The sequence below is a fragment of the Peribacillus sp. TE19612 genome (assembly GCF_056279465.1).
Window position 1 is genome coordinate 1 of the sequence record NZ_JBWCCL010000021.1, and the last position, 22,702, is coordinate 22,702.

24 protein-coding genes and 3 pseudogenes are annotated in these 22,702 nt (G+C 39.6%); 5 read left to right on the top strand and 22 right to left on the bottom strand.

The window, feature by feature from the left end; genetic code table 11:
- The first annotated feature begins 334 nt into the window (after positions 1-334).
- Positions 335-1,650, top strand: a pseudogene (locus ACZ9AO_RS24275) (IS1182 family transposase).
- 485 nt (positions 1,651-2,135) lie between these two features.
- On the opposite strand, the gene ACZ9AO_RS24280 reads toward ACZ9AO_RS24275, so the two are convergent.
- Positions 2,136-2,342: a hypothetical protein gene (locus ACZ9AO_RS24280; RefSeq protein WP_048678486.1), complete on the bottom strand. Its 207-nt coding sequence runs from the start codon at positions 2,340-2,342 to the stop codon at positions 2,136-2,138.
- A 311-nt stretch (positions 2,343-2,653) separates the two neighbouring features.
- Between ACZ9AO_RS24280 and ACZ9AO_RS24285 the strand changes: the two genes are divergently transcribed.
- Together ACZ9AO_RS24285 and ACZ9AO_RS24290 are read left to right on the top strand one after the other, a co-directional pair.
- Positions 2,654-3,160 carry a DinB family protein gene (locus tag ACZ9AO_RS24285; RefSeq protein WP_476110880.1) on the top strand — a complete coding sequence of 169 codons (507 nt, stop codon included), beginning with the start codon at positions 2,654-2,656 and terminating at the stop codon, positions 3,158-3,160.
- 42 nt (positions 3,161-3,202) lie between these two features.
- Positions 3,203-3,373 (top strand): hypothetical protein, encoded by a 171-nt coding sequence (locus ACZ9AO_RS24290; RefSeq protein WP_170946962.1) that lies wholly within the window; start codon positions 3,203-3,205, stop codon positions 3,371-3,373.
- Between the two features lie 36 nt (positions 3,374-3,409).
- On the opposite strand, the gene ACZ9AO_RS24295 is transcribed toward ACZ9AO_RS24290, so the two are convergent.
- From ACZ9AO_RS24295 to ACZ9AO_RS24320, 6 genes are all read right to left on the bottom strand, one after another.
- Complete coding sequence (locus ACZ9AO_RS24295; RefSeq protein ID WP_101221531.1) at positions 3,410-4,138, bottom strand: GntR family transcriptional regulator; 729 nt, start codon at positions 4,136-4,138, stop codon at positions 3,410-3,412.
- Between the two features lie 67 nt (positions 4,139-4,205).
- Entirely contained in the window at positions 4,206-4,988 is a 783-nt protein-coding gene (gene frlD / locus ACZ9AO_RS24300) for a fructoselysine 6-kinase (RefSeq protein WP_476110883.1), read from the bottom strand.
- A gap of 57 nt (positions 4,989-5,045) precedes the next feature.
- On the bottom strand, positions 5,046-6,059 hold the full coding sequence (locus tag ACZ9AO_RS24305) for an SIS domain-containing protein (protein ID WP_476110885.1): 1,014 nt from the start codon (positions 6,057-6,059) through the stop codon (positions 5,046-5,048).
- A 134-nt stretch (positions 6,060-6,193) separates the two neighbouring features.
- Entirely contained in the window at positions 6,194-7,537 is a 1,344-nt protein-coding gene (locus ACZ9AO_RS24310) for an amino acid permease (RefSeq protein WP_034313170.1), read from the bottom strand.
- Positions 7,538-7,561: 24 nt separating this feature from the next.
- The gene (locus ACZ9AO_RS24315; RefSeq protein ID WP_476110887.1) at positions 7,562-8,140 is read right to left on the bottom strand and encodes a TIM barrel protein; all 579 of its coding nucleotides are present in this window, start codon (positions 8,138-8,140) and stop codon (positions 7,562-7,564) included.
- Positions 8,112-8,381: a hypothetical protein gene (locus ACZ9AO_RS24320; RefSeq protein WP_476110939.1), complete on the bottom strand. Its 270-nt coding sequence runs from the start codon at positions 8,379-8,381 to the stop codon at positions 8,112-8,114. Before ACZ9AO_RS24320 ends, ACZ9AO_RS24315 begins: the two co-directional genes overlap by 29 nt.
- Before the next feature lie 518 nt (positions 8,382-8,899).
- On the opposite strand from ACZ9AO_RS24320, the gene ACZ9AO_RS24325 reads away from it, so the two are divergent.
- A complete protein-coding gene (locus ACZ9AO_RS24325; RefSeq protein WP_476110889.1) occupies positions 8,900-10,393 on the top strand; it encodes a DHA2 family efflux MFS transporter permease subunit in 1,494 nt (497 codons plus the stop codon).
- Positions 10,394-10,515: 122 nt separating this feature from the next.
- On the opposite strand, the gene ACZ9AO_RS24330 is transcribed toward ACZ9AO_RS24325, so the two are convergent.
- From ACZ9AO_RS24330 to ACZ9AO_RS24395, 14 genes and pseudogenes are all read right to left on the bottom strand, one after another.
- Complete coding sequence (locus tag ACZ9AO_RS24330) at positions 10,516-10,884, bottom strand: hypothetical protein (RefSeq protein WP_476110891.1); 369 nt, start codon at positions 10,882-10,884, stop codon at positions 10,516-10,518.
- Positions 10,885-10,899: 15 nt separating this feature from the next.
- Positions 10,900-11,658, bottom strand: coding sequence for a response regulator transcription factor (locus ACZ9AO_RS24335; RefSeq protein WP_318262233.1), 759 nt, complete (start codon positions 11,656-11,658; stop codon positions 10,900-10,902).
- A gap of 5 nt (positions 11,659-11,663) precedes the next feature.
- Entirely contained in the window at positions 11,664-12,905 is a 1,242-nt protein-coding gene (locus ACZ9AO_RS24340; RefSeq protein WP_476110893.1) for a sensor histidine kinase, read from the bottom strand.
- Between the two features lie 463 nt (positions 12,906-13,368).
- Positions 13,369-13,803: a GlcG/HbpS family heme-binding protein gene (locus ACZ9AO_RS24345; protein ID WP_289349523.1), complete on the bottom strand. Its 435-nt coding sequence runs from the start codon at positions 13,801-13,803 to the stop codon at positions 13,369-13,371.
- On the bottom strand, positions 13,790-14,155 hold the full coding sequence (locus tag ACZ9AO_RS24350; RefSeq protein ID WP_251543822.1) for a glycerol dehydratase reactivase beta/small subunit family protein: 366 nt from the start codon (positions 14,153-14,155) through the stop codon (positions 13,790-13,792). Before ACZ9AO_RS24350 ends, ACZ9AO_RS24345 begins: the two co-directional genes overlap by 14 nt.
- Entirely contained in the window at positions 14,152-15,990 is a 1,839-nt protein-coding gene (locus tag ACZ9AO_RS24355) for a diol dehydratase reactivase subunit alpha (protein ID WP_289349522.1), read from the bottom strand. Before ACZ9AO_RS24355 ends, ACZ9AO_RS24350 begins: the two co-directional genes overlap by 4 nt.
- A 4-nt stretch (positions 15,991-15,994) precedes the next feature.
- Complete coding sequence (locus ACZ9AO_RS24360) at positions 15,995-16,441, bottom strand: diol dehydratase small subunit (RefSeq protein ID WP_476110896.1); 447 nt, start codon at positions 16,439-16,441, stop codon at positions 15,995-15,997.
- 10 nt (positions 16,442-16,451) lie between these two features.
- Positions 16,452-17,030 (bottom strand): propanediol/glycerol family dehydratase medium subunit, encoded by a 579-nt coding sequence (locus ACZ9AO_RS24365; RefSeq protein WP_095394192.1) that lies wholly within the window; start codon positions 17,028-17,030, stop codon positions 16,452-16,454.
- Between the two features lie 14 nt (positions 17,031-17,044).
- Entirely contained in the window at positions 17,045-18,709 is a 1,665-nt protein-coding gene (locus ACZ9AO_RS24370; RefSeq protein WP_241637644.1) for a propanediol/glycerol family dehydratase large subunit, read from the bottom strand.
- Positions 18,710-18,755: 46 nt separating this feature from the next.
- On the bottom strand, positions 18,756-18,980 hold the full coding sequence (locus ACZ9AO_RS24375; protein ID WP_251543827.1) for an aquaporin: 225 nt from the start codon (positions 18,978-18,980) through the stop codon (positions 18,756-18,758).
- Entirely contained in the window at positions 18,977-19,312 is a 336-nt protein-coding gene (locus ACZ9AO_RS24380) for an aquaporin (protein ID WP_476110899.1), read from the bottom strand. Before ACZ9AO_RS24380 ends, ACZ9AO_RS24375 begins: the two co-directional genes overlap by 4 nt.
- Positions 19,303-19,482, bottom strand: coding sequence for a hypothetical protein (locus ACZ9AO_RS24385; protein WP_476110901.1), 180 nt, complete (start codon positions 19,480-19,482; stop codon positions 19,303-19,305). The genes ACZ9AO_RS24380 and ACZ9AO_RS24385 overlap by 10 nt, the downstream gene beginning before the upstream one ends.
- Before the next feature lie 428 nt (positions 19,483-19,910).
- Positions 19,911-20,252 (bottom strand): annotated as a pseudogene (locus tag ACZ9AO_RS24390) (aldehyde dehydrogenase family protein); the annotation flags it as partial.
- Between the two features lie 325 nt (positions 20,253-20,577).
- The gene (locus ACZ9AO_RS24395; RefSeq protein WP_251543831.1) at positions 20,578-21,222 is read right to left on the bottom strand and encodes a zinc-binding dehydrogenase; all 645 of its coding nucleotides are present in this window, start codon (positions 21,220-21,222) and stop codon (positions 20,578-20,580) included.
- Positions 21,223-21,265: 43 nt separating this feature from the next.
- Here ACZ9AO_RS24395 and ACZ9AO_RS24400 point away from each other — a divergent pair.
- A pseudogene (locus tag ACZ9AO_RS24400) lies at positions 21,266-21,636 on the top strand (IS110 family transposase); the annotation flags it as partial.
- Between the two features lie 174 nt (positions 21,637-21,810).
- Here ACZ9AO_RS24400 and ACZ9AO_RS24405 read toward each other — a convergent pair.
- Entirely contained in the window at positions 21,811-22,674 is an 864-nt protein-coding gene (locus ACZ9AO_RS24405; protein WP_476110903.1) for an SDR family oxidoreductase, read from the bottom strand.
- Between the last annotated feature and the right edge of the window lie 28 nt (positions 22,675-22,702).

Genomic DNA, 22,702 nt, shown 5'->3' on the forward strand with positions numbered 1-22,702 from the left:
ACAATGAATATTTTCTGTTCGGCAGAAAAATTAGCCATAAAAAACACCCCGTAAATGTTAGTTTGGTGTCTAACATTTACGGGGCAGTTCAACTCAATGAAAATCGAGTTTGTCTACAGTTTTTTTGGCTTGTACAAATTTGGACGTTGATTTCCACTTCATGCATTCGCTTTCCGCGGGAGTCTCGCACACCCGCTCCAATCAACTATGTTTAAAATTTTAGATGGAAACTCCTTTTGCCTACAGTCTTTTTTGTTTTAAAATAGAACTATTAAAACTTGAGGTGATGAGGATGCTTTCGAAACATCATTCTATTCAACGAGATTAACTTGAAATGATTACTTTAGATCAACTGGTGCCGGCGAATCATTTGGTTCGTAAAATGGAGGCTTCCATTGACTTCACTTTCATTTATGATTTGGTGATAGATATGTATTCAGAGGTAGGACGCCCAAGTATTGATCCAGTTATTTTAGTTAAACTGACATTCATTCCATATACCTTCGGTATTCGTTCCATGCGTAAAACGATTGAAGAAGTGGAAACAAATATGGCTTACCGTTGGTTCTTAGGCTATGGTTTCCATGATAAAGTACCTCCTACTCCACGTTCGGGAAAAATTATGAACGACGCTTTAAAGATACAGACCTGTTTGAACAGATTTTCTATCGCATCTTAATGACAGCTGCTGATAGAAAGTTAATAAGGGCTGAACACGTATTCGTCGATTCCACACATGTGAAAGCCAATGCGAATAAGCGCAAATTTGAAAAGAAAATCGTACTCAAAGAAACACGAGCATATCAAGGACGTCTTCAAGATGAAATAAATCAAGATCGTGAAAACCATGGAAAGAAGCCTTTTCCACCAGATAAATTTGATAAGGAAGAAACCAAAGCAATTAAAAAAAGTACTACGGATCCTGAGAGTGGCTACTATGTGAAAGATGAACGAACAAAACAGTTTGCCTATTCATTCCATGCGGCCGCAGACCGCAACGGTTTTGTATTGGGAACGATTGTAACACCTGGTAATACACATGACAGTCATATTTTGGAGCCACTTGTTGAGCAAGTGATTGAGAAAGTTAGAAAACCAGAAGCAGTTGCCGCAGATGCAGCTTATAAAACACCAGCGATTACAAGCTACCTATTTAACAAAGAAATCACACCTGCTTTACCCTATACACGTCCTCGTACAAAAGAAGGATTCTTTCGCAAACATGACTATGTTTACGATGAACACTTTGATTGTTACCTTTGCCCTTCGGGAGAAACTTTAAAGTACTCAACAACAAATAAAGAGGGCTTTCGCGAGTACAAATCGCCAAAACAAATTTGTGCAACATGCTTATTTTTATCACGGTGTACTGAAAGCAAAGACCATCAAAAAGTAGTGACACGGCATATCTGGCAAGCATATGTGGAAGAAGCAGATCATCTGCGTCATCATCAAGAGGTAAAACCTATATATGCGAAACGCAAAGAAACGATTGAGCGTGTATTCGCAGATGCAAAAGAAAAGCATGATATGCGTTGGACTACTTTAAGGGGACTTAAAAAATTGTCGATGCAAGCGATGCTTACTTTCGCTGCCATTAATTTAAAGAAGATGGCCACTTGGACATGGCAAGGTCCTAAAATGGCTTAACATTGTGGCTCGAAGAGCCCAAATCTCTTAACCTTTGGTCAAAATTTCAAAGGAATTTCAAAGGAATTTCAAAAGGGGTTCGGAATTTTTTAATTCCGAACCCCTTTTGTCTACAAACTGAATCCATTTATCATTAAATAATGAAAAATGGATTTTAATAAACTTTTATAAGATTCTAGTTATACACCCAGATAATTCGTTTTAAAGACTCTTCCGACGGCGCGCAGAAATCTACTGGTAAGGTTAGAAAGGTTTTGCTGGATTATCCATACCCACTTTTTACCTAACGGATATGCGCATGATCATAAATTTCCTCTCTCCTTATATTTTTACATTTATTAATATAAGGAGGAGGATTATTTAGCAAGCTACAAGTTATACATGGTTCTCTTATTTAATTACACTTTTAAACATTAAAAATTCCGTTGTAATGAAGGAGAAAAAATTCGAAAATGAAATATTCGTTTCCCTCCAGAGGGGATGACTTACATTGTTTCATAGTTTTTTATTTCAAATTCATTTAAAGGCCGATTAATCGACTTACTCAATTTTTTAGTAAGCTCTTGGTAATCCTTAGTATCATTTGGATCTATACCTTCTCTGACGTTTAGTATCTCGTATCGGTCATACTGTTCTGGAATAAGTTTTCCGTCTACATGGATATAAAGCCTATATTTGATCCTCAGATTCATATTACCATCTCCTTTACTATCAGTTCGATATAGGGAGCTATTTTCCTGCAAGAAAAAATGCCTATATGTGATGCTCCACTATTATTCATTTTATGACCTGAATGTTCGTAGTTCGTATAATCTCAAAACCTCTTATTTTATATGTATTACATTTAAGGAGCACATATACCCGTAGAATCATAAGGAGGATTGTTATATAAATTATAGAACAGCATATTAATGAATATACTGCATTGAATAAACCTGAATACTTTGTTCTTACTGCATAAATTGTCCAATCCGAAAAAACTAGTGTATATGGAGGTTTTTTAATGAATCACCCCGAGCCAGTATTAGAAATGTATAACTATCACGCATGGGCAAATGGAGTCATCATCGATCGGTTAAATGAACTTCCAGAACACGTTTACCATAAGGAAATTCAGAGTGGTTTTTCGTCGGTATCAAAAGTGTTGTCTCACATTTATCTCACAGATTACGCGTGGTTTGATATTATCTCTGGTATAAGTATGGATGAAGCAATGGCATCTTCTAGTGAATTAAAAGAAGAGGTCGAAAAGAAAAGTATTGAGGAAATGAAAAAAACATTTATGGACTTGTACGAAAGAAACAAAGCGATTCTGAGTACAGTGGATATGGAAAAGGTAATGGTTGTGGATAACCCATATGCTGGGTCGCTTGAAACTACCATTTCCGAATCGGTATTACACGTTGTCACTCACGGATCATATCATCGTGGCAATATAGCTACCATGTTACGGCAAATGGGGCACACTTCCGTTATGCAAGATTTTGGCCTTTACCTTTATACAAAATAGAACATCAAACTATATACCATTCCTGAATAGGGGGATGTATCGATGGATGAACTAGTTGGCTCTTGTGTTCGCTGTGCACATGATGTGTATTGTACGGCTGGTTTTCTGAACGGTATTCTTTTAGATAACAAGAATATCTTATGTTTTAATTGTAAGGATATTTTAAATGCGATGATCAAAGAAGAAAGTTTGGAGGAGGAAAATCAAAACTAGATGTTTAAATAGGTCATGCCAAATTAATGGCATGACCTATTTTGCCCGATGAACAGTCAGATTGACCTTGTTGGTTTCACACATGAACGTTGAGAGGTGCACAGGCTGGTCGTTTGCATCGAAAGCAATCTTCACTATTCTAAATAAATTTGCGCCAATATCGCATTCTAAATATTTAGCATAGATTTTTGTAGCACCAATCACGTCTATAATCTTATCGTTACTGACTATTTCGGTATGGTAATCTTCCAATAGGATCTTATAAGTTGATTCATCCCTTGCAATCTTCTTTTCCAAATCCGGAAAACGAAGTAACGAATAATGAGCGGTATCGTAGAAAAGCGGACGCTCATCTACATACATGAGTCGCTCTAGTTCGAGAACGGGGCTTCCTTCTTCAATGAGGAGATGACCTGCAACATCTTTTGGTGCTGCTATGACCTCACTTCTTAAAATCCGGGAATTCGGTATCTTCCCAAGCTGATGACTAAACTCTGAGAATCCACTTATGGATAACAACTCATTATGAAACTTATTAGATGCAACAAAGGTACCCCTGCGCGGAATACGTGTCAATGTTCCTTCCTTCACCAATTCCTCGATTGCTTTTCGAATGGTGATCCGGCTAACGTTATAAGTTTCACAAAGCTCTGCTTCGGTTGGGATTTGTTCATCTGGTTTGTATTTACCGTTCTGAATATCATTCTTCAACATTTGCCTTATTTGCATATATAGTGGCTGGGGGGTTGAAGGATTTAAATTCATATTAGATTCATCCTTATCCGTCAAAATTTATTATTTACTACCTATTATACATGATTTACAGTCCCAGTCACCATGCACCGAAATAGCTAATGGTTTTCGCAGCAGACTCTGTACCCATTTCTAAGCAATTTTCGATAGATTGGCCTTTCAATAATCCATAAATAAAACCGGAAATGAAGGAATCCCCCGCACCCATTGTATCCACCACATTCGCTTCAACGACACCGCATTGATAAAATTGAATGCCGTCATAGGCAAGTGAACCATATTCACCTAAAGTGGCGACCGCAATTTTAGATCCTTGATTTTTTACATCCTTTAAAAATTGGCGGATAAAAGCATCATCCTTCGTATAAGAGAAAAAAGGATAATCAACAAACTGTGGTAAAGTCTTCACTAGATCGTGATCTAGCTGATCTGAGAAATCAAAAGACGTGAGCATTCCATTTTCTTTAAATAAGGAATAGTACTTATCCGCATGTCCCCAAATCCCTGAATGTATGAGCTGGTATGTTTGAATGTAATGGAGTTCTTCCGTCGTTAAGCGGAAATGTTTCATGACACCTTCATCGTATTCTCCAAACCTGCGGTCATTTCCTACCATTTCAACAAAAGTAACAGCTGTTTTTCCTTCTTTCCGCGAAAGATGAGAAATATCAACACCTTTTTCCTGTATCGCCTTCACCATTTTTTCACTGTATTGATCGGATCCCACCCAGCCGATATAAGCAGAGTCAGCACCTAACCCTCTTAAATAGACAGCCACATTTAAAGGATTACCCCCAGGATAGACCTCCCCGCTCTTTTGATAAACATCCATACAGTTATCTCCGACTGTCACCGTTCTCATCATTTTCCCCCGCTTTCTTGAAACTTAAGAGCACTACTAAGTAGTGCTCCACTTATCTTAATATTCCATTTGGCGATAGTATCTTCTAAGTGTTAATGGATGATTTCTTTCACGCTCAAGGTATACGCTGATTCGACTTAATACTGACCAGTTGATGCTAACAGAAAAATGCTTTCTGAATTCTTCGCTGATGCCTTCCATTTCAAAGCTTTTGGTATCAATAACCGTTATATTTTTTGAGATTTTTTCTACAAATCTCTCTACACGGTCCATCAGCGGTCTAGTTTCATCTTCCCCTTTTAATAAAATAACACTTGTATCTTCAACAACAAGTTCAAGCGTACCATGGAAAAACTCTGCAGCGTGGATGGATTTCGCTTGAATCCATTGCATTTCCTCTAAAATGCACATGGCATATGAATAAGTGTTTCCCCATAGGTTACCAGAGCCGACCATCATGTGGTAATCCGTGTCTTTATGTGTAATGGCAAATTCCTCTGCTTTTTTGTCAAAAGATTTAACGGCATCTAGAATTGCACGCGGAAGTAGAGAAACCTCCTTCGTGAATTGTTCATATTGCGGGAATTCATTGTTGTTATGCATGAATCGGAAGACGACCATGTCCAAAAGCATAAAGAAAGTATCAAAAGAGTGCGTTTCAGAACCAGTCGTTATACAGTAATCCGCAATTTGTGTTAACGGAGTATTTGGCTCTGCAACTAAAGCGATTGTAGTGGCGCCTTTTTCTTTACAATATTCAGCCGCTGCAACTGTTTCTTGAGTAGTCCCGGATACAGATGTAAAAATGCAGACTGAATCTTTGCTGAAATGCTTATGATTCATCACCATGAACTCAGCAGCAATTTCTGCATGGACATCGATGGTAGAATTTGATTTTAAAATGTATTCATATGGATACATCATGGCTATGGTGCCACCAGCACCGATAAGGAAAATATTGCTGTAGCCCCTTTTTGTGATTCCATCTACGATTTCTTCAATCTGGCCTCTAAAAGCAAGGCCCTCTTTTTCTACAAGATTTAGAAATAACTCCTCATCAAACTTTAGCATTAACAGCTTCCTCCCTTACCCCTGTTTATTTGTTATGTCTTGTATTATATCTAAACATAATAATTTGCACAATTGTTTTATTTTAAAATTTTTTTGGTTTATCAAAAGAAGTCCTAACTTCCCTTATCATTCTGCTAAGCCACGATATCGCTGTCGTTATTTTTCTTTGATCCATATTTCCTTTCCCAATAATAGTATACCGGCAGACCTGTTACGATAACGATCAGCGCTGCAATCACTCCTTGAATAGGCGCCCAAGTAAATGTTCCCCAGGCCAGCCATGATGCTCCAAGAATAGCTAAAACCGTCGTTAACCTCCACATTGGCATACGATAGATTGGATTATAATCATCCCTTTTACGGCATTTATAAACAGCGGCAAAGTCCAGGATGTTAATTACCAATTGAATCAGTGTGAAATAGCCAAGTAACACAGTTAAATTACTGAAGCACACAAGTATACATGCATACGTAACCTGAACGATGATAGAGAAACTTGGAGTTTCATATTTAGGATGAACTCTTGCAAAACGTTGAAAGAATAGTCCGTCCTTTGCCATTGCGTACTCAAGGCGGGGCTGAAACATTATGCAAGAACTCAGCGAACCCAAGATAACAATAATCGCCGTAATGGCCACGAATGATGATGCAATATCAGATAAACCCGGAATATATTTTACAGCTTCGGAAACAGCCGCATTGGAGTTGATTAATTCATCAAACGGCATCAAACCGATGACACAAACGGCTAACAGTGTATATAAAGCCAACACAATGAATACCGAACTAATAAGAGCTCGTGGAAGTATTTTCCCTGGATTTTTGAACTCCCCAGCCATGAAACAAATCGCAGCCATTCCCGTATATGCCCATGTGGTTGCGGATACACCACCTATTAAACTTGACTTTTGGGCACCAGGTCCTGGTGTATAAGCAAAGTTATCAGGGTTCATGTACATAATTCCCAAGACAATGACAATCAGGAAAGGAATGATCTTGATAGCCGTGATAATGACTTGGAAAAGACCTCCTTCCTTCACACTTCTATAATGAATCGATGTGATGAGCAGGATGATCGCAATACCCAATAATTTCCCGGCGACCCCAGAGAAAAATGGAAAAAAAGTTGCTAAATAAGAAACGATCGCTAAAGCCATAATCGATATGGATGGAGGATCCAACGCCCAGAAAGTGGCCCATCCATATAAAAATGCCAGAGGCCTCCACCCAGCTTTATTTAAATAAACGTAACCGCTTCCATTTTGGGGGTATGCTGTCGATAACTCCGCCAGCACCATTACTTGCGGAATGGCAATCACCCCGCCTATTATCCAGGCTAGAATGGAAATGGAAGGAGTACCCGCAGCCTTTGCAACATCACCGGATGAGACAAAAATACCCGACCCTATTGTAGTTCCAACAGCAATAGCCAGAGCAGACCAAAAACCCAGTTTTCGTGTAAGTGTGCCATTACTCATAAAGAGTTCCTCCAAATTAGATGATTAAATTCCCAATTCCCTAACTTTTTCAATTGATTTCTTGATTGCATCTCTTGGATTTTGATAATAATTTGATCTTATAATCTCTAAAGTACAACTTCCTTTGTAACGATGGCTTTGAAGGCTTGTTAAATATTCCCTCCAATTTAAAACCCCATCATCCAGTGCCAAATGTGCATCTGATTGACCATCTCCGTCCATTAGGTGAAAATGGCCTAATTCAGGAAGGAAGGAATAGTACTCATCAGGTGTTTCACCTGCCAGGTCCATGGAAACCGTATCTATCATTCCTTTTAATGAAGTAGATTGGATTTCCTCTAACATTTTCTTTAGCCCTTTAGAGTCGATTACCAGATTGGATTCATACTTTGTCAATGGCTCTAAAGCAAGAATCAAACCTTCCATCTCAGCTACTTTGGTTAATTGAAAGATTGAGTCCCTGGCATATTTCCATGATTCCTCTTGTGAGACAGAAAAGTCCCCTATTCCAGAAGTGATAAGCATCATGTTTGTGTCCAACTCCAGCGCGGCGTAAAGATTTTCCATAAAATATTCAATGCTTTTTTTTTCGCCAATGAGCATCCGAGGATGCAATGTTATAAGGATAAATACATTGTTCTGGAGTATAGTAGATGATTTTCATATTTCTAGATTTAATTTCCCTTCTCATACTCCTTATATTTCCTAATATGTTGCGATAAACATACAAATGCGGCTCCCCACCCCATAATTCAATGCTTTTAATCTCAAGGTTGTCCATGCAATCCAAAAAATAATGAAAAGGGAGATGCCTAAAAGTGATATTCATCCCTGCAATATTCAATTCTTTCACCCCCTCATAATGACTTTTTATTTGTCATGCTTTGTATTATAATTAACCAGTACATTGATTGCAATAATTATTTTGAATATTAAAAAAATAATTATTCGCAAAATACGGAAAAGTCGTGATTTTATTATTCAACATTAATTAACTATTTTTTAGTGAATACGAATGGTAGAATGTTAAAGTATTTATACCTAGTGCACAAATTTCTCTGGTACATTGTAAGTATTATATGGGTGATTATTGTTTGAAATATGATATACCTGTAGAATGGATGTTAACCTGGGGGATTTCCAAGAGATAATGTATCCTGAAATATTGTCAAGTGAGTGGATAATAAAGAATAAACACCTCAAAAAAGCTTAATGAGGTGAATCTCCTTAAATGCTGTATTTTATCGGAAAATATAGGTGGGTTTACACTAATACTTCGTGAGACGAATTAGTTTCTAAAACTTTTAAAAATAGCAGGCAGTACAATTTTTACTATCCTAGCGAAAAGGACGTGCCATAATAATGAATCACGACAAAACAGCCATCACTAAAATCCGTACAGGTCCCATGTTTGCGGTGATGCTGGCTGGTGCTCTAGTTGCTTTCTTAAATCAGACTTTAATTAATATCGCATTGCCTCAATTAATGACTCATTTTGACATATCAGCTGCAACAGCGAATTGGCTTACTACTATCTTCTTATTGGTCAATGGGATTGTCATCCCGATTACCGCTTTCTTAATGGAACGATTCAATACAAGACAATTATATCTAGCTTCGATGGGACTCTTCGCCTTAGGAACTTTTTTATGCGGAATTGCCCCCAGCTTCTCCGTCTTATTGATCGGACGAGTGGTTCAAGCTGCAGGTGCGGGGATTTTGTTCCCGTTGATCACAAATGTAATTTTCACTTTATTTCCGCCTAACAGACGCGGTTTCGCAATGGGCATATTTGGTATCGCGATGAATTTTGCCCCAGCTGTAGGACCTACGCTATCAGGATGGATTATCCAAAACTATTCTTGGCGGGTTCTGTTTTTTATCATTTTCCCATTTGCCCTGCTTGACTTCATCTTTGCCATTTTCATCATTAAAAAAGTAGGGAAAACCAGCCGGCCTAAACTCGATAAACTGGGTGTAATTCTATCCACTATCGGATTCGGCGGGGTTCTATATGGATTTGCTACTGGCGGTACTAAGGGCTTCGGCAGCCCCGAAGTACTGACGATGTTCCTTGTTGGAGGAATCAGTTTAGTTTTATTTGTCTGGAGGCAATTTACTGTATCACATCCTATTTTGGAATTTAGAATTTTTCGGTATCGGATGTTCACTTTAACGACAATCATCAACATCATCGCAACCATGGGTATGTTCTCTGGAATGATCATCATGCCAATCTATATGCAGAATATCCGTGGGTTCACTCCGATGGAATCCGGTCTCATGTTATTGCCTGGCGGGATTTTAATGGGGATCATGTCACCTATCACAGGTAAGCTGTTCGATCGATTTGGTGCGAGATGGCTTGCGGTGAGCGGACTTGGCATCACTATCATTACAACCTATCTTTTAACGCGGCTTCAAACAGATACGTCCTATTCTTATGTGGTGTGGGTATATACCATTAGAATGTTCGGAATGTCGATACTGATGATGCCTATCTTCACAGCCGGATTAAATGAATTGGCACTTAGCCTAAATAAATACGGCACAGCAATGGTCAATACATTGAGAATGGTGGCAGGTGCTGTTGGCATGGCATTCTTTGTGTCCATCATGACAAACCAAGGAACGAAACATGTTCAGGAAATCTTATCTCAAAGGAACATATCACCGGATAATACATCACAAATGGCGATGGCCATTAAACAAGGCAGCGTAATGGGAGTGGATGATGCATTCATGATAGCAACAGGTTTGACCATAGTTGCATTCATACTGGCCTTTTATATACGGCAAACTTCACCACAAGAAGATACCATTACAAATCGCCTATCAAAAAAACATCTTGAATAAAAAAGGTTAAATCCAACCTATTTTCCAAGGTATAAAAAATTCTTATATTATTAAACTGACTTGCCCCATGAAAACAAGGCAAAAAAAAGAGACTCTTTTAGTGTCTCTTTTTTTTGCCCTAATTACATCATGGCCTCAACGAGAACGCCTTTATTTTGATTAGCGTACCCCATGTGAATTAAAAATACTAATGGAACAGGCGGGTAAAAAGGCTGGAGGAAAAATTGTAAAGGTAAAGATAAAGTAAGAAGAAAGCTAAGGAGTAACATTCTGACTTTTATTACGAGCGTAGAATATTTGCTCAGCAAATTGTTCCTTCTACCCGAAGGCGCTACTGTAAGTTTTAGAGGTTGCATCAAGCAACCGTCATGCAGGCTCGATGCCTGCTCTAAATCGAGAAAAAAGGATGTTTTTTTCTCCATGCATGAACGCACCAGCTGACGATCCAGCCGGTGTGCCTCCAGGTAATTCAACTCTTTCTTGTGTTCCATTGCAAAAAATCTACTTTACATCACAAAATTATTGAATGTATTGATTCTTTTCTTTCTTGACAAAAGAGATTTCTGCTGAAATTGCGTAGGTGTGATTCCTTCGTATTTTTTGAACACCCTAGCAAAATAATTGGAATCGGTAAATCCGCATTTCTCGCTTATTTCCATTACAGTTTCCCTACTGTAGCTAAGATGCTGTTTCGCTTTTTCCAGCCGACGGGACGTTATATAGTGAGTGATAGTGCAGCCCGTCTCTTGTTTAAACAGTCTGCTGAGGTACTGACCGTTAAGGTATACTAATCTAGATAATGTGTCTAAGTTTAAATCTAAATGAAGATGGTTTTCTATATATTCTATAAGGGTTACAACATCGTCATGCGTGCAGGATGCTTTTAAAGAGGGTGGAGCCGGGCTTTTTACCACCGGTATATATTTAATTAATGTTTGTCTGATCTCATTCTGATGAGCTGGTTTTAATAAATAATCATCTGCTTCCAATTTACTCGTTCGGTTGGCTAAGTCACACTCATCATACGCTGTAAGGAAAATGATGCGACAGTCTGGAACATCGTTTTTGATTATTTCTGCTGCTGCCAAGCCATCCATAATAGGCATTTTAATATCCATTAGAACGATATCCATGCGATTTTGCTTCGCCAGGTCTACAGCATCCGCTCCATTTTTAGCTTCAAATAAGTGGCTTATTGCGAGGTTTTCTCTATTAATCATCATCGTTAATACTTCCCGTTCTAATGGTTCATCATCCACTATCATCACATTCAATACAAAACTCCTCCTGAATTTGGAAGGACGAGCCGCACCGTTGTACCAACTTCTGGTTGACTTTCAATGGCAGTAATCCCGTACTCTTCTCCAAAATAATATTGAATTCGTTTTTGTACGTTATTCATCCCAATTCCTGTGGTATGACTGTTTTTTCCCACTCCTGAATGCGAAAAAATAGAGGCTACTTTTTCTTCCGTCATCCCCACTCCTGTATCAGAAATTTCTAACACCACGTGGTTATCTACTAAAAATCCGTTAATATTAATAACCACTTTACTATCCTGTGGCTCAAATCCATGGATGATAGCGTTTTCAATTATAGGCTGGATAGAAAGAATGGGCATTTTTATGGCTTCTGTATCAAAGTCTATTGTCTCTTCGTAATGAATTTGATTACGGAAACGAGATTGTTGAATATTCAAGTAATTTCTTGTGTAATCCAGTTCTTCCCTTAATGAAACAAGCTGGTCTATATTTCGCAGGCTGTATCTCATGATTTTAGCTAGCGAGTACGTCACATTTTGTGTCTGTTCCGCATTCTCTAAATAGGCAAGTCGTGAAATAGTGTTCAAAGTGTTAAATAAAAAGTGCGGATTAATCTGTGATTGCAATACCTTTAATTGTGTTTCCTGAAGGAGTTTCTCCAGTCTGGAACGAACCTTTATCTCTTCCATTAGTTTTTGATTCTTCTCATTTAGCTCTTCTTGTACAAGGTTATTAGCGCCCAATTTGACGATATAATTGGCAACAAGCTGCAGCATTTCTGTTGATGCTTCGATCTTTTTTTGACTTGTAAATTCAATCTTCTCAAAATAAAGTTGGAGGAGTTCTTGATCAATTGGCAAGTGTTTTGTTTTCTCTCGAATCTTGTCCAACTGCTTTTCATCTTGATCTTCTAGTAACACCTGGCCACACAGAACAGATCCAAGGTGTTTATCGTTAAGAACAATAGGAGCAGCTATATCAACTAGACCAGAATGGCAATAATGGATGCTTGGCTTTGCTTGTTTAGCCGCAATCTGTCCCACCTTTTTATCAGACCATACACAGCATCGCATTCCTTCCTGTGAGGAACGCATATGTTTGCAAAAATTTGTGAAATTAGTTGGACTGGTGACAGGCACTCCTTGATCATCTGCAATGATGACTCCCAAACCAGTCACATCGGAAAATCGCTCCTGGATTTCCTGAAGAGTCTCAACATTCACAATGCTCCGTAATGTAAATGCATTCACCATGTACCTCCTTATCAATTTACTTTATATTGTGAAATTTACACTTTTTGTAACATTTATACCTATCATTATAGCTTATTCCTCTCTAGCTAAAAAGTATATTGTCTCCTTCGATAAAGTGATGGTAATGCACATAACGGGCCAATACAACGAAAGAGCTAATCCAATCATGGAATTAGCTTCACCACCCGTTCCTTAAGCTTCTACAGAAATAGATGCCTTTTTACATTCTATTTCCATATACAAGGATATTATTTCAACTTTATCACCGGATTTTGTGTAAATCTTCATTTTTTGCAATCTCTTTATTTTGTCTTTCATTTCAAACATACTAACCAATTTAACTTTCATCAAACAGATGATATCCTTGGAACCAAACAGATTGAATCGTTGGCTCCAAGGATATTAATATGGCTATATTAACTGGATGGCAGGAAGACCTCCAATGAATACCATACGGACCCTATCTGATGAGACTAGAAGTTAATTCTATATCATTCAGCACATTAACAGCCGCTTGGGCTACTCGTATATCCTCCTCGACCGAGCCGCCGCTTACGCCAATTGCCCCAATAATTCGGCCTTTTTTGCGTAAAGGAATGCCTCCGCCGAACACGACAACCCGTCCATTATTGGTTGTATTAATACCGTAAAGTTCTTTTCCCATTCCGGCTGCCTGAGCTAAGTCTGCTGTGGGCATTTTCATTGCTACTGAAGTCCAGGCTTTGTTTTGGGCAATATCCACACTGACCAATAAAGCATCATCCATTCGATGGCAGGCTATGAGGTTCCCTCCTTCATCCACAATGCTAATGACCATAGGGACTTCGATTTCGTTTGCTACCTTTTCAGCAACCTCAATTAGTTTTTTTGCTAATTCTAAATTAATCTGCTCCATATTTTTCATCCTTTCCTATTAAAAAGATTAAGGGTAAGCCTTTGATTAGACGAGCCGCGTTCTTTCCTAATCTGCGCCCGTTTTGAAGGCTGTCCTGTAAATAGGGTTCTTCTGGTTTCAATTTTTCGTGATGTAAACATAAATCGCCATTTTGTTCAATGCCTATACCAACTTGCAAAGGGGATATAGATGCTGCTTCCCACCCTAGTTCTATAAAACTACTTGCTTTGTTCCCCTCTTGAAGTAAGAATGGAACCCCTTCTTCTTCCAAGCCCGCACACACTTCTTGAATTTGTCTAGGGGAAAGTGCGTTGTTATATAAAATTGTAATGTATACGTCTCGTTTATTCATTTGAATACCTCATGCCTGATAGAGGATAAGACCAAACCGGTTGCCACCGCATTTCTTGGGCCTTCTGTACCGCGAATATTGGCAAAACCGGCAACGATACCATACTTACCTAGTTCTTCTGTCAACATTTGTGGAATTTCAAAGTCAAGTGCCGATCCCCCCACCATGACAACAAAGGACAAGTGTTTTAAATTGCCTGTTGGGATTACTCGCTTAAGCGCACGCAGAGCATTCGTTAAAAATACTCTTCGCTTGGCGCTGCGGCGTATTTCCCTGACCTTTTCCATGGATACCTTGGTTGATAATGGCGTGAGATCTTTTTCTTCCCGAATGACTACTTTTCCGAAGGTGTACGGAGGAAAAGGCTCTTCAGAAAATAACATTGTTCCATCTTCTAGTTGCATATGGAACAAGCTCAGCACTTTTCCTAAAGGGAATTTTTTTATTTTTTCAGCTAGTTCCTTGTCTCTCAATGCGAGTTCAGAATTAATTAGCATCGTTACCATGTCTCCTGCACCAGCCAAGTGGCTTGAGATGATGTTGCCGGATTCATTCATCATGGCAGCATCGGTTGAGCCACCGCCCATATCGAGAATGACAATTGGTTTTCTCGTGCCGGGAGTCGTTAAGGCCCCGCGGATGGCCATTTCCGCTTCAACTCCTCCCACTTCAACCTCGATGCCCATTTCTTTTTCCAATAAAGAAGCCACTTTTTGGACCGGCACTTTATCTGTTTTGACCATGGAGGCTAATGCGACGCCACTTTCCATGGAAAGCTCACCCGCCATGGAACCGCTAATGGAGGTCGGGATTACCGCATCAACCGCTAGAAGATCTGAGATGGTAATTTCAAGGGGTGATTGTCCGGTGAGTTGAGCTAAATCATGACGGAGCCCGTTAAACATCCCTCCGACATTAGTTCCTGTTTCTCCCTTGACGTCTATCAACGTTTCCAGTTTTTCATACTTTTTCATAATGGATTCTGCCCCATCGTTAATGGATACTTCTAGCTGCCGGTTGTTTGTCCCAATTAACATGAATCGTCCCGCTTCTATTTTCCGTTCAACGACTTCCCCCTGCGGTGTCCGGATTACTACGGCAGAACGGTTGCCAACTAATGCTTTAGCGACTAAAGCAATTTGTAACGTCTGGTCCGGATCCAACTGAAAGACAGTAGAGAGCCCGTATGGATTACTTAATGTTCGAATGACATGACCTGGTAAAGCAACTTCAATCGCGGCCAACTTTAAAAGAGGAACTTTATCAATCAACGCAACCTCATCGACGATAGGAATTTTTTTGTACAGTCGATTGTGTATTAACACCCCATCATCCTTTTGTACAATTGCCCCGGTAACAGAAATTCCTACGCTTTTTGCCTGATTTAGACGGTGAGCCACCCATTCATAATCAAATAAATTAGGAATCACGGCGATATAATCCTGCTCTTTTTCTTCGACGTTCAACAATTGATCGATTAAAACCGTTGTCCCAACACCTAAACCGGCTCCGCCTGGGGTATCCGGATTATGGCCAATCATGGACGATTCCGTGATAATCGTTTCGCTAATAAGATCCATGGCCAAATCGCCAATGACTGGCACAGCATCATTCAATCTGATAAGATCAATATCCTTCAACTCAATATCTGCTTTTTTGACCGCTTCCTGCAAAGCAAGACGGATGCCCTTCACATTATCAGTCGTTCCTTTAATACCCGTAGTTTTGACTAAATGTTGGGAAAGAAAATAAGCATGGTCGTCCTCCACACACGCGATTGCCACTTCAGTGGATGAATTGCCGATATCTACACCGGCTAAAATTTTTTTGACCACACCTTTAGTCCTCATTCTTCTTTAATCTTCCGCGTCTTTCGTACACATTTGCCGCTTCACGGATTAATTCTGCGTTTTCTGTCGCTTCGTATTCTTCTTCTAGTTCATCGGCAATCGCTAAAAGCTCTTCTTTCGTAGAACGGTTCGGGCGCAAAGCATTATAGATTTCTAGTATACGGGCATCAGATATTTTGATCATTTCAGCTGCTCGGCGAAAATTTTTCGCGAGTTGTGTTCTTCCTAAACTTTCAGTAATGTTTGCATGCATTTCAAGCGTTTTGGGGCTGATACGTAAATCGGCTCCTGTTATCTCTCCTTTTAAAGCAGCATCCAATGTTAAATCGTTGTAAGCCTGTTCTCTAGGTGTAAACAATAAATCCGGCCTTTTTGAACCTAGTGGATAGTCTTCTTTTGTTAGAAATTCTATTTTTTCTTTCATTGTATTTTCCATGTTCATCCCCCTATTCTTTTATGAAAAATTCGGCTTTCAATTCAACTGGCTTCTGTTCTGGAACCAGTGACTGACACTCTTTTAAATAAAGCAAGGCAGCTGCCGCCTGATATTTAGGACGTGTCATTTCGTCATTTACTACCAGTACTGGATTAGGGCTTTCCCCTAACGCATACATGGCAGCATTCCGTCCTATCTCCCGGTACATGTCTAACGTAATGACTGGAGATTGAGGGAATAATTCAAGATTACTTAGCGGATCCAAATCGCGCTGGTGGATTACAATCGTTCCCCTCGACTGCAAGCCAATGCTTATACCTGAACCACTTATTTTGGCTGCTCCATGCGCCATAAAAGCTAAGTCAGCCGTTCGCAAGCTACGAATCACCCGAGGAACGGCTCCCTGCTCTTCAATTCCAGATAGGATTTCACGCAGAACCAAAGCGTGATCAACTTTCACGATTGTTTTATTCATCTCTTTTCCAAAAGCTGGGCCTATGGCTACTATCACTTCTCTTGCATTCGTTCCTTTCGCTGGCGTCCCAATTTCTGTTAATTTCATTTCAATAGAAAACGTTGGTACCGTCATGTTTGCTCCCTCCTTTAATCAAAGTCTTTCGGACTGATAGCTTGACGAATGTTTTTGATTTCTTCCCATCTTTCCGGACTAAGGCGATAGCCCGTTCCAGGTCCTTTATAGTCATTTTCATCATTGACCGCACTTATCACCACATTATCCTTATTGATAATGGCTGATGTATGCAAATAGTCACCAGCAACCCTTTGTTTTAACAAATCGAAAATCCGCTCAGCTGTTTGTCGATATCCGCGTTTCGCTAAAATAAGCGCGATGTCAAATCCTGAAATCCCATCCTGTAATATCTGCTCGGCCGACTTTAAGTCCTCTACCACGTTTCTTGTCGGCATATCTTCGCTACTGTTGGCATAAGTGGCAGCTTCCACTTCTTCATCTGTAATGACCGGGAATCCTAGCTCATCAAAAATGGCTTGCAACGCTTTCGCCGCTTGATAACGGACTTTGATTACCTCTTCTTCGCTTACTGGTTTTAAACCGCCGTCCACCATCATGTCGCGTTGAAGAATCAAGTAATCATCCAGATCGCTGGAATCCATATTTGATCCTGCAAACATATCCTCGTTGTTCGGTACAGCACTAAATCCAGCAAAGATAAAATCTGTACCAGGTAGCATTTGGCACAGCATTTTAGCGCTACGTCGGATTTCCGAATGGGAAAACGTTTGGTCGTTTCCTGATGCTACTTCCATATCAAACAAGGTAGTCGCCAAATTTTCTGCTAATACGGCGCGGATTCCGCTCGGTACAGAGGCTGGTATACCAATACAACTAATGGAACCATTTTGTAGCCCTTGCACGCCTGCTCCCTTGGCCATCATCACGCAGCGAATTTCTAAATAGAGCATGGATTTCCCTTCTGCTCCGGCCATTTGCACTTCTGAACCTGTACCTGATGTAAAGCGCATTTTAGCACCGCGTGAAGCATATGCAGAGGCTAAAAATGATTTAGACCATGGGGTATCATCTCCGTCCATGAACACAGACTCTGTGCCATAAATTGAAATGGTTTCAGCGTAAGACGTTAATCCAAGCATGGCTAAACGAAGTTCTGTCGCTTCTTCTAATGAATCCTGTGTTAAGATTCCTCCTCTTGCGGTTTGGGAACCGACGAGTAATGCTAACGCATTGAAGGGGGCATAACGAACAACTCCAACAGTTGTTTCCTGTTCATCAAATCCGTAAACTCCCGCTTCTGCAGCATCCGCCGCCATGAGGACAGGATTATCACGCACGTTCGTGACATGACATTGGTTGGACGGCGTTTTTCTTGCCCTCATCTTTTGTAAAGCCATCATCATTTCCACGACATTCATATGATTAAGTACTTCCAACACTTTTGCTGGCGTGAGTCCTTTTGACAGCTCTACGATTTCTGAACGAGGGACATTAATATCCACAAGTTTTCGGGCAATTTCCAAGCTGTCAAGAGCCATGATTTTTTCCGTTACGCTTGCATCAATCGTATAATCGGCAATAAACTGGTCGAGCATATCGAAGTCTTCTCGTCTTTTTTCATCCAATTCTACAATCGTGCCATTTTCTACTTTGATAGAAGGCTTTGGATCATTAGGACCTGTCATTGCAACAAATCCCATTTCTGGCCATTCTTTGACAAATCCATCTTTATTCACGGGTCTTTCTTCTAAAATCTCAAATCGTTTTGAACGCAGCATAAGAAATATCCCTCTTTCTATCATTATTTGGTTAGATAATTTTTTAAGATGAATGTGTTTCCGTAGAAGCAGCAATTTCTTCCTGAGTGCTTACTATTTTCAGAGAGGTTCCAATGAGAGAGTGATACAGTCCGCCCCCGATAATCGCCCCGACCATAGGTGCGATTATAGGTACCCAAAAATAGCCTTTAATTTCGGGAAAAGCGATAGGTCCCCAGCCAACTAGCGCGGAAAATAATTTAGGACTGAAATCTCGTGCTGGATTCAATGCCCCCAGTTAACGTACCAAAGGACTAATGCCGCTTGAAAATGATTGAGATAGGGGGCAGGGAAGGTGAAAAGATACTTGCCAAAGGTTGACTTTCTGCACTCCCACGAATGATTTCGTTTGTCGTCATAGTGAAGAAAACCATTGTGATAGAGCCCATAGACTAAGGCAGCCCCTGTAAAGGTACCTGCTATTTGTGCGAACATATAAGGGATTACCTTGGCCCAAGAGAACTTGTGATAAATGGCGAGCAATAAGGTGACCGCTGGGTTAATGTGCGCTCCCGAAATCGCTGCGGTTAAATAAAGAGCCAAACTCACCTCTATTCCCAAATGATGGCTAAACCCCAAATCGTGTATTGGGCTTCATTTAAGACAAGAGCAGCGACACAGCCAGCACCAAAGAAAATCAGAATAAAAGAGCCAATAAACTCGGCGATTATTCCCCTTTTAATGCTTTTATGGGACACACCTTCTTTCCATTTTTTAAAAGTCACCTCCATGAAGCCATGGGGCGTATCCTTGTTTCCTTCCATTGGAAGTTTGTTGCTCAACTAGCTGGCAAGGAGCCTACGTACTGCTAACGTAATAGGTTGAATATTTTCTTTTGACTATAACCTCCTCTTTTTTACTTTGATAAACTTATTATAATTTTCTGAATTTTAAATGTCCCTAGACATAACTTACATGTCCTAGCACTTTTTCTACTTTTTAAATCAAGGAATTTTATTAGTACCTAACTAGACATGTGTATATGGACCACTTTAAAAAAGAAGGTGTCTCCCTTATGCCATTTGGTTAAATATAAGAGGTTAAAGAGGTTTTTGTTAGTCTGCTACAAAAAAAGACGTGTATAAACGTTGTCACACGTTCCGTACACGTCTCACCTCTTACTAAAATGATTTTATATAAAATGGAAGAGTTGGAGGACTTAGTCCATGTTCACCCAGACACTCTTCACTTCTGTATAGTTAACTAATACGTAACTTCCCATTTCACGATCAATACCAGATTGCTTGTAGCCGCCAAATGGACTTGCTGCATCAAATGCATTATAGCAGTTGACCCATACTGTACCCGCTTTAATCCGATGTGCGAGGTAGTGAGCTTTCTTAATATCCTTTGTCCAAATTCCAGACGCTAAACCGAAATCGGAATCATTTGCTTTTACAATCAAATCATTTAAATCATCAAACGGCATTGCCGCTACAACAGGGCCGAAGATCTCTTCTTTGGCAATAGCCATCGAATGGTTTACATCAGGGTAGGACGTACGGTGCTTGGGACCATGATCCCGTCTATTGAGACTTTGAAGGTTTCTACTTAAACTAAAGGGGCTTATGCATTAAATTCCAAATAATAGTTTCACTTAAAAGCGCCTTCTTTTCGGTTCACCACTATTTATCCTTACTAATTTACCTTTTGTAAGTCAGCGCAATTCTTCCTTCGCAATCTGGCCAATTGTTGAATAACTCCTTATGTACTCTTCAACTAGCTGCCCCGATGGTTCCATAAGAAAAAGCTGCCTTAAAGACAGCTCTGATCTTCAGCTAACTAAGATAAGCGTTGTTTACTTCTTGAAAAAGGTTAAATGTTTTTTAATATTTAATAATTGTTCTTCCCAAATGGTGACCATTTTTAATCGCTTCAATCGTTTGAGGTAATTCTTCAAGTGAAATTTCACTTATTAGAGTAGTTTGAGAAATATTCCATTCATTCACTATTTTCTCCCAAATATAACCACGATCTTTTATTGGTACATTTACAGAAGCAATTCCCAAAAGGTTAATTCCTCTAAGTATAAACGGCAATACTGTTGATGTTAGTTTTATACCACCTGCATTCCCACACATACTCATACATCCACCATAAGAAATTTGAGGAATTAATACAGAAGCAATTTCCCCACCAACAGTATCTAGGACAAAGTCAAACTTTTGCTTATTTAATGGTTTATTTTGCACTCCTAATTCATTTACAAAAATGACATCGGTAGCTCCTAAAGATATAGCTACCTCTATTTGGTGTTCTTTTCGAACTAAAGCAGCAATATTTTTGTAACCAATTTTAGATAAAATTTGTAAAGCAATACTACCTACTCCACCAGTTGAACCAGTGACTAGAATCCTAGGATTTTTAATTATATCCATACCTTTCTCCTCTAAAGCTATGATAGAAAGGGCAGCCGTGAACCCTGCTGTTCCAAAAACCATAGCATCTTTTAAGGATAAGTTGACCGGCATAGGAACAATCCAATCTCCAGGGACTCTAGCATAGTTTTACTAGATACTAAACTGGATCAAGGAACTAAAACACATGAAAAACCTAGACACCACGATAGTCGGAATGGAACCTACCGGTCATTATTGGATGAACCTCTCAAAGTGGCTAGTCAAACAAAACATGGATGTCGTTACGGTCAATCCTTACCATGTCAAAAGAAACAAAGAAAATCGTGATAATACGCAATCCAAAAGTGATAAAAAAGATGCCCTTGTCATCGCTGATATGGTAAAGAATGGCTACTATGCCTTCATTCGTTCCACTTCAGATCATTTGAAAAACTTCGTGTCCTTATGGCTAACCGAGATGTGATCGTTAAGCGTCTTGTTAGCTCCATCAACCAAATTAATCGCTGGGTGGATGTTGTCTTTCCCTTTCCGTCTTCAACTATTCTGCCCCTTTAGCTCTATAAGAAAAAGGCTGCCTTAGCAACCTTCCCCATGAACATTTTACATATTGAATACAAGTAATCTCTTATTGGCGTTGCATGATTCTTATATTTAAAACCGACCGACCTTTCTAATTTAAACTAAGTTCAATTATGCTGTTTAAGAGATACCTTTAATGATTTGAGTTAAGCCCTCACTAATTGGTGTAGCTGACCGTCCAAGAAGTTTTTCGAAATCATTGCTTTCTACTTCAAGGGTGCCTTCTCGAACGCCTTTTTGGATATCAACGAGCATAGGAATAAGGAAATCAGGTAAGCCAACATTTTTCATAATATCAGCATAAGTAGCATCATCAACCTTTTGAACAGGTACTTCTTTACCCAATACATTACCAACTGCAGATGCAAGTTCTTCCTGAGTCAATAACTTGCCTGAAAGCTCATAGATTGTATTTTCATGTCCGTTACCAGATAGTACCGATGCCGCAGCTTCTGCATAATCTTGTTGTAGTGCCCATCCTACCTTGCCATTTCCTGCTGATGTCACCCAAGGAGCTCCTGCTTGAACACCTTGAATACTTGAAATTTCATTCTCCAAATACCAGTTGTTGCGTAAGAAGGAGTATGGAATGCCTGTTTTCAGAATGGATTCTTCTGTTGCCTGATGCGTTGGAGCAAGAAAATTTTTACTTTCCTTTGCATTGGCCAAGCTAGTATAAGCAATAAATTTAACTCCAGCACGCTCTGCCGCAACTACCGCATTTGAATGCTGACGTATCCTTGTTTCATTGTCTCCATCCGCAGAAATAATTAACAAGCGATCAATTCCTGCAAAAGCTGTATCCAATGTTTCTGGACGATCAAAATCTCCTTGACGTACGTCTACTCCGCGAGTTCTTAATTCTTCTGCTTTCTCTGGATTTCTCACACTTACAGCCAGTTGATTAGCTGGTACAGTTTTCAATAAGGTTTCTACAACTTTCGTTCCCAACTTTCCTGTTGCTCCTGTTACTAATATTTTCATTTGGGATTCCTCCAATAATTTTTTATAT

Excerpts from the sequence above, each read along its gene's own strand:
- ACZ9AO_RS24280 (WP_048678486.1), bottom strand. The coding sequence starts at position 2,342 with ATGAATCTGAGGATCAAATATAGGCTTTATATCCATGTAGACGGAAAA.
- ACZ9AO_RS24285 (WP_476110880.1), top strand. The coding sequence starts at position 2,654 with ATGAATCACCCCGAGCCAGTATTAGAAATGTATAACTATCACGCATGG.
- ACZ9AO_RS24290 (WP_170946962.1), top strand. The coding sequence starts at position 3,203 with ATGGATGAACTAGTTGGCTCTTGTGTTCGCTGTGCACATGATGTGTAT.
- ACZ9AO_RS24295 (WP_101221531.1), bottom strand. The coding sequence starts at position 4,138 with ATGAATTTAAATCCTTCAACCCCCCAGCCACTATATATGCAAATAAGG.
- frlD (WP_476110883.1), bottom strand. The coding sequence starts at position 4,988 with ATGAGAACGGTGACAGTCGGAGATAACTGTATGGATGTTTATCAAAAG.
- ACZ9AO_RS24305 (WP_476110885.1), bottom strand. The coding sequence starts at position 6,059 with ATGCTAAAGTTTGATGAGGAGTTATTTCTAAATCTTGTAGAAAAAGAG.
- ACZ9AO_RS24310 (WP_034313170.1), bottom strand. The coding sequence starts at position 7,537 with ATGAGTAATGGCACACTTACACGAAAACTGGGTTTTTGGTCTGCTCTG.
- ACZ9AO_RS24315 (WP_476110887.1), bottom strand. The coding sequence starts at position 8,140 with ATGCTCATTGGCGAAAAAAAAAGCATTGAATATTTTATGGAAAATCTT.
- ACZ9AO_RS24325 (WP_476110889.1), top strand. The coding sequence starts at position 8,900 with ATGAATCACGACAAAACAGCCATCACTAAAATCCGTACAGGTCCCATG.
- ACZ9AO_RS24330 (WP_476110891.1), bottom strand. The coding sequence starts at position 10,884 with ATGGAACACAAGAAAGAGTTGAATTACCTGGAGGCACACCGGCTGGAT.
- ACZ9AO_RS24335 (WP_318262233.1), bottom strand. The coding sequence starts at position 11,658 with ATGATAGTGGATGATGAACCATTAGAACGGGAAGTATTAACGATGATG.
- ACZ9AO_RS24345 (WP_289349523.1), bottom strand. The coding sequence starts at position 13,803 with ATGGAGCAGATTAATTTAGAATTAGCAAAAAAACTAATTGAGGTTGCT.
- ACZ9AO_RS24350 (WP_251543822.1), bottom strand. The coding sequence starts at position 14,155 with ATGAATAAACGAGACGTATACATTACAATTTTATATAACAACGCACTT.
- ACZ9AO_RS24360 (WP_476110896.1), bottom strand. The coding sequence starts at position 16,441 with ATGGAAAATACAATGAAAGAAAAAATAGAATTTCTAACAAAAGAAGAC.
- ACZ9AO_RS24365 (WP_095394192.1), bottom strand. The coding sequence starts at position 17,030 with ATGACGGTACCAACGTTTTCTATTGAAATGAAATTAACAGAAATTGGG.
- ACZ9AO_RS24385 (WP_476110901.1), bottom strand. The coding sequence starts at position 19,482 with ATGGAGGTGACTTTTAAAAAATGGAAAGAAGGTGTGTCCCATAAAAGC.
- ACZ9AO_RS24395 (WP_251543831.1), bottom strand. The coding sequence starts at position 21,222 with ATGCCGGTCAACTTATCCTTAAAAGATGCTATGGTTTTTGGAACAGCA.
- ACZ9AO_RS24405 (WP_476110903.1), bottom strand. The coding sequence starts at position 22,674 with ATGAAAATATTAGTAACAGGAGCAACAGGAAAGTTGGGAACGAAAGTT.